1 protein-coding gene is annotated in these 996 nt (G+C 56.2%); it reads left to right on the top strand.

Annotated elements, in window-relative coordinates; translation table 11 throughout:
* Nucleotides 1-42: 42 nt before the first annotated feature.
* Nucleotides 43-996, top strand: a 954-nt coding sequence (locus HAP95_RS00890; protein ID WP_226832356.1) for a DNA cytosine methyltransferase, incomplete at its 3' end; no start/stop codon positions are given.

Here is a 996-nt window from a genome sequence, read left to right as displayed (position 1 = left end):
TATGTGGATGTGGCGGTAAACCATAATGCAGATGCCCTCTCCATGCACGAGGTCAACCATCCCCAGGCGAGACATTATATTGGTGATGTTTTCGAGGTAGATCCGATAGAGGCGAGTGATGGCCGTGCCGTAGGACTGTTGCACCTGAGTCCTGATTGTACGCACCACTCTCAGGCGTCCGGCGGCCAGCCAAGAGATCGCAAAACGCGGGCGCTTTCCTGGGTGGGTAAACGCTGGGCAGGTCAAGTAAAGCCCCGCGTTATCACGCTGGAGAATGTGAAGCAGATCCTCCAATGGGGGCCATTGGTTGCCAAGCGCGACAAGGCTACTGGCCGTGTACTGAAACTGGACGGAACAATAGCCGAACCAGATGAAGTGGTCCCGATCAGGCAGCAATATCTGGTGCCAAACAAAAAAAGGATTGGTCGGACCTGGCAGGCTTTTGTGTCTCAACTTCGTGATATGGGCTATGCCGTAGAATGGAAAATCCTTTGTGCCGCTGACTTCGGCGCACCGACAACGCGAGAGCGACTTTTTATGGTGGCTCGCTGTGATGGGAAGCCTATTCACTGGCCGGAGCCTACTCATACCAAGGTCAAAACCAAAGGTAAAAAACGCTGGCGGTCAGCCGCCGAATGTATTGACTGGTCGGTTCCGTGCCCGTCTATCTTTGATCGGGAAAAGCCTCTGGCGGATGCCACGTTGCGGCGCATTGCGCGAGGCCTGAAAAAATATGTGCTGGAGAGTGCAAACCCCTTTATTGTGCCAATCGCGCATTATAACGGGCGGGATGCCTGTCAGCCTGCCCAGGAGCCGTTACGCACGATAACGGCCTATCCAAAAGGCGGGGCTTTTGCGGTCGCTTCTCCGGTCCTGGTTCAAACTGGATACGGCGAACGGGCAGGGCAAGCGCCGCGCTCTCTGGATCTGGATGCCCCGCTGGGAACGGTGGTCGCGGGCGGAACCAAACATGCAGTAGCCAGTGCGTACCTGGCG

It is taken from the genome of Acidithiobacillus sulfurivorans (assembly GCF_018853815.1).
GTDB classification, from domain to species: domain Bacteria; phylum Pseudomonadota; class Gammaproteobacteria; order Acidithiobacillales; family Acidithiobacillaceae; genus Acidithiobacillus; species Acidithiobacillus sulfurivorans.
The sequence above is the reverse complement of the archived record's forward strand: the minus strand, read 5'-3'. Positions and strand labels throughout refer to the sequence as shown.